Consider the following 6,011-nt stretch of genomic DNA (forward strand, 5'->3'; position numbering starts at 1 on the left):
CTTTCAAATTCCAATTTGGCAGCGCCTACGATCTCAAAAAATTCATCAATGTCGCTCTCGTAAAAGCCTTTTTCAAGCCCCTCCTCTATCTTATCTACCATCCATGCCTTTTCATCAAACCCTGCTTCTTGCGCCTCTTGCTGGAACTTAGGGTCACCGAAATCCATAGCATTTGCTATTGCACAAAGCAAAGACAACCTCTCCAATTTTCTATGCATCCACACCAACCTGCGTATATAATAATCAGGCTGTTTCAGAGTCAAATCTGCTCCGTATCTATCCCAGAGCTTTTGCACTACTGGAAGTTTTTCTCTATACGCACCTAAAGGAGAGCTCTGAACATCTTCAGGAATATCCCATCCTGAGAACGGTTTTAACTCATCATGAAATGCAGAGAATATTTCCAACGCTGCCGAATTCGCCCTGTATTTTTCCATCTCAAAAAAATCTTCCAAACCAAATATCTCCTGCCTCAGCCTTTCTGCTACACAGTATAAAGCAAAAGTCGGCTTAGCTACATAAGTAGGCTCGTAAGCCATGGCAAATATCTCTGCATAGAAACGACACATCCTGCCGTAAAAATCATCTTCCCTATTAGGTATACGTAACGAATCAGGCCGCGGGGAACCTGATGGATACTGTATATCCACTAAATCAGAAATCGCCGCATACATTGACTCTTCTATACCATGGACCAACCCATCCCTTTCTCTATAGGTCTTTACATTGGGCATGTCCTGGCGCAGAGACTCAAATCCCTTATTTAATGCGGAAAGCAACGTCTTAACTTTATCTGTATCTTCTATTAAAGCAGCAAAACTTTGTTTGAACTTTTCTTTATCCATTGGTGCTTGACTATAATCCTCTTCTGATAAGATACGGCACCTCTTTTGCCATAGCCTTTCCAGATTTTCCTCTGAAAGAAAATCATCGAGAAAGTCATCAGTATAACTTTCTCTTAACTCTTCTGGCACTTGGTCCCTTAATCCCTCAGGCAATGTCCTTGCCATACTTACATATGCGTCAATAAATAAGTCTACAACTGCCTGTTCCTTTAACGTGAGGCCTGCATATAACTCTCTTAGATAACGACCGCGTACATTTAGAGGTAAAAATGTCCAGTGGCCGCTTCTCAGAATATCAGCCATACCTCCGCCTGTGCCAGTATAAAAAGGCGTTCCCAATATTCTCTTAATGATCGAGCTTTCACTTGTAACACGCTCCAGGTCCATCAAAAGATAAACTTCTACTCCCTCAATAGTCAATCTTAAAATATCACCTGAGCGAGAAACGTCTTGCAAAATAACCAGCATCATTTCTTCTGGAATACTCCCTCTAAGATCTTCAGGCATTTCCTGCCATATACGATCAGCTGTTACATGTACACCTTCAATAAATGTCTCTCTTAAAAATCTTAAAAATCCGTCCCTTAACTCAAGAGATACACCAGAAGGAATCCTTTCTTCAGGTGAAACCGACTGGGTTTCAGTCTCCCGGGTCCTATAAGTATGAAGGACCCGAGTTATTAGAATTAATGCTGCTATTACTATGCCTGTTACTATAACAACCGCCAGCAACACTGCTAGTATTGCCAATACCCCTTCCTGATTCAACCTCACCAAGTCAGATGCCTGTTCAAAGAAACCCTGGAGAGTCGGCCAGCTAGATGAAATGTCAGGAAAATCCTGAGCTCCTCCAAGAAAATTCGGCAACTGGCTTAAGGTACTGAAACCACTAACAGCTGCTAAGGTTTCAGCTACACCTCCGGGTTGTCTGACCTCTCCCCATTCCCTCATAATACTTCCATCCTCATTTCTACCTAGCAATAACGGCAATTCTCGAGGGTCTCTATAAAGTAAACCTTCTTCCCCATCAAGCCTACCTTTTTTCTCTTGAGTTCTCTTTAACACAAAGGCTATTACCTCTCCAGCATCTAAGTCTTCTATCCCTTTACTAACAAGCGCCTTTTGAAGTTCGCCCTGAACAGCCCTGATCTCTCCACCTTGAGGTACTGTGTAGCGCCCTTCGGCTGTTATAACTCCACACTCTTTCATCGCATCCATTACAAGCCTTGCCCTTCCGTCAGTATCGCCATTTAATAAGCCTACTACAAAATCTCCCTGGGCAATTGCTCCTTCACGATTCCACGGGTGACTAAGAAAAGCATCATCAATTATTTTCCTATTTTCAAGAATATACGGCAATAACGCCATAAAAAGCCATGCCTGATGATTAGCTAAACGTCTGTCTGAATCCATTGAATCTCCGAAACCATATTTCGGATCATAGTTGCCCTGTGCTACATACCAAATAAAATCCAGGTAGACTTTATATGCTATTTCCTTAAACACAGGACTCGTTACTAATGTTAACCCAGCTGAATAGGCCGACGCTGGCAATCCTTCTGCCAAGAGTTCTGAATCTCTATTATTTGCAGCTATACGCCTACTTCCTATAGCCCCATACCTCTCAATAGCTCTACCATTATCATCATGCACCAAATAACAACTTTCAGACCGCGCAAGAGGTTCTCCCATTTCTCTCGCATCTCTATCCTGCAGTACAACAAGCTGTTTTAATGATTGTTGCATTAATGGATGGGTCTTTAATATATCTATCAATAAATACGACAATGCCCAAGCAAACGTAGTACCATCCCACGTACCAATATGAGAATCTTCTGGCAGAGGCACTTTCTCCGGGTCCACCCATCTGCAAAGATGAGTAAAGCATTCCTCTGGCACATATCCAGTAAGTATACCAACTATAATGGCCAACAAAACCTCGCTAATCATATCGTAATGAGCATTCTCTGGAATTAAAAATTCTCCTTCTCCAGTAAGCAATCCTCCTGTAAAAAACGCTTTATTATCCCCATTATCCTTTCCATCATACAATATATCCCATCGCATCTCCTGCACTGTCCTATCAAGCCGTTGTACTATTCCATCTATCCTGTCCCTATATCCAGGGTAGCTTGAAGATATCTCCCTCAAGAGTCCCATTGCTTGTATTGCAAATGCTGCATAAAGTCCTGAATCTACGGTCGATACCCAGAAACCTTCTTTTTCCTCTCCTTTTATCCATCTCGTTTCTTTACATGGCTCTCCTTCGGCAGTGTACCACTGGAAAGAAAATCCTTTATGTTTCGTAAGTTCTTCATACCTTTTCAAAGCATTATCCAGCCTATCAAGTGCATCATTCACATCATTTTCAATGCCTGCTAAAAGACCTCCGAGAATAACGATAAAGAATCCTCCTATATTCGTCGGTGATATTTTACGTTCCACATAATATACCTCACCATCCGACTCCATCTTCTCTACAGAAACACCTGCTTCAACAAGAGAAATAACATCATCGCCAAATTGCAAACATATAGATCCGGTCCCTTCATCTTCTCTTATAACCGAATCCGGACATGCCGGGTTTTCACCATCAGTAAAATCCATAAAAAACCTATGAGTGGATCTCGCTATCTCTCTAAAAAGTCCTTCTGAATCAGGGCGGCCATCTTCGCTCCTCCAGTGTTTTATATACTCCCGCCAATCCTTAAATCCTAACCCCTGTAATGCCTCAATAAGCTCATCTTCCATCTCTGCATGGCGAACAACGACATCAATCACATCGCGGATAGTAATCCTCCAGTCACTCCTCCATTTACCCCAGTAGTCTGGATCCGCTGCTTCACGGCGTAATAATTCAGCAAGAAGTCCAGGCTCTGAACATACTAAAGCCCTAACTTCCTCTCTATCTTTAGAAGTTGTAGAATAATAAGTTCTACTATCTCCGCTAGAGTCAACTCTCCTCATCTGACTGTATGAATAACCTTCGTCTCTGCTTCTACCTATATCACCCAAAGCATAAAGTGTTCGATGCAAGGGCTCATCTGGATTGACAGAGTGTGTAGTTCCAAATATCTGCCCTTCTACAGGAAACTGCGTAGGCCCCCTAAACAGGCAATACTCCACATCCGATGATGCGGTGTAGACAATAACCTCCCTGACTTGTTCCGTATCATTAACTCTTGCTTCCCTATCGGCCTTGCGTTGATAAATCCGACGCACCTGAATAGCTAGTAATACCAACAACGCCACCACCCCACCTATCAACACGCCCACCGCTAGAGTCTGCCAGTTAATGGAGGAAGGGCCTAAGCCTGGCACATGTTGCGTCAGTCCTGATAAAATAGAACTAGAATTAACTCCTGTCAGGGCCTCCTGGGCATTATTTAAAATTGCGCCTAGTCCAAACAAACCTGCAGCGAATGAATGAGAAGGTTGAGGAGTTTTTTCGGCGGGTTCACCGGGTGCCATGGTGCAAGAAAATCGTCTTTCCAGTAATGGGAGAACATCGAAAAGTAAAGCCCCAGGTAATTTACCTAGAATCCCTGCACATCTGGTTTGTTCTCTGTCTGATAATCTCATTGTGTTCCCGAAAACCTTTCTAAGGTAGGCATTCATTATCTCAGCGATGCGCCTAGATTCCATGCTCTCCAAAACCTGCGTTGACCATATCGAATCGCCTCTGGAGTCAAAATAATCAAGGATATCCACAACTAACTTAGGGGCAATTTGCTTAATACTCAATAATTCTGCTACAAGATCTATGTCACGCCTTGTTAATTGTTCCCCTAAAGAATAATCCAATGAATATGCTTCAAGGCTGCTATCAACCCTTCTTAACACTTCTCCTAAAGAAGCGACTTCCATCCTCTTAAATATTATTCCCAGACTTCTATCTGAAATAATCCTTTGTCCTTCTCCGTCTTGGCAAACAAAGATACTCCAAGCCAAGTCTGGTCCCAGTCCACTGAAGATCGAGCCAACATTATCTAAAACATCGTCATCTTTAACTTCAGAAACCAGATCAAAGATGTAAGCAATCATCTCTACTTCAAGTCGAGATATAAGATTAATGCTGCGTTGAATATCATGAAAGAATGCAGCCATTAATACCTCCTGTACTTCCGGGAGATCTATGTATCCGACTAGTCCTGAAATAAGTTCTTGATCAACGCCGCGGTATCCTGAACCAGTGGCAGTACAAGATGTCCATAATCTCTTAACCAAACTTTCAAGAGAGGTATGATTAGCGCTACTGCCAGCACCTCCTAAAAATTTCCACATTGAACTATACGTCATAGCTGCAGCCTTCTGTTGATCGAATCTAGCCGTAGCTTCATACATCTGTTGACTGAATCCAGCCATAGCTGCACGCATCTGTTGACGAACTCTATCCCTAGATTCATCCATCATTTGTTGATCGACGGTATACATAGCTGCAGCTCCTGTATCAAAACCTGGCTGACTTCCTCGTGTTGCTGAGGAATGAGGCTGCCATCCCATCCAAGAGGTTGATTGATTCCGGCGAGTCGAGGAGTAGCTACCATGACCTAATCTATCATATAGTGTTCTATTTTCTTCATCCCCCAACACTTCATAAGCTTCATTGGCTTCCCTAAAGCGCGCCTCTGCTTGCGGATTCCCTGGATTTACATCAGGGTGCGTTCTTCTGGCTATTCTACGATAGGCTCTCTTAATTTCCTTATTGGATGCAGTCCTATCTACTCCTAAAACATTATAATAATCTCTACTACTGCCCACTACCGCACCCACCAAACCAAGGCCAAGGGGACCCAGCATCATGCTAAGCCCGCCAGGACCTAACACCTTATCTAACAGCTCACTTAAGTATGGAGCAGCAACCGCTGCACCTACAGCTGTTATTGCAATAAGTACGATAAGGCACCCAACTCCGCTACGTCTTCCTACCGTAAAAACCATTACAACAGTCAACAATACAAGTACTGCCACAATAGCTATTCCTATTGAGTCTGCCTGATTTAGTGTAGGGGCTACAGCTTCCAACGCACCACCGCTGCCAATAGAAGAAACTATGCCTGAAATCTTCTCTGCTGCTTTAGGGCCCCATAACACAATAGCCCCTGCCGCAGCTGCTAATCCGACTGTTATCTTACCTAAAGTACTACTTCTACTAATCCTCTCACA

Annotated in this window: 1 protein-coding gene (only partly in view); it reads right to left on the reverse strand. The window is 43.1% G+C overall.

Annotated features, from left to right (window positions below; all coding sequences use genetic code 11):
- Window positions 1-5,939 carry the 5' end (the start) of an iron-containing alcohol dehydrogenase gene (locus KKC91_11905; protein ID MBU0479254.1) on the reverse strand. It extends 22,240 nt beyond the left edge of the window, so only the first 5,939 of its 28,179 coding nucleotides appear in the window; its start codon is at window positions 5,937-5,939; the stop codon falls past the left edge of the window.
- Window positions 5,940-6,011 lie beyond the last annotated feature (72 nt).

This window comes from bacterium, from assembly GCA_018812485.1.
GTDB lineage: Bacteria > JAHJDO01 > JAHJDO01 > JAHJDO01 > JAHJDO01 > JAHJDO01.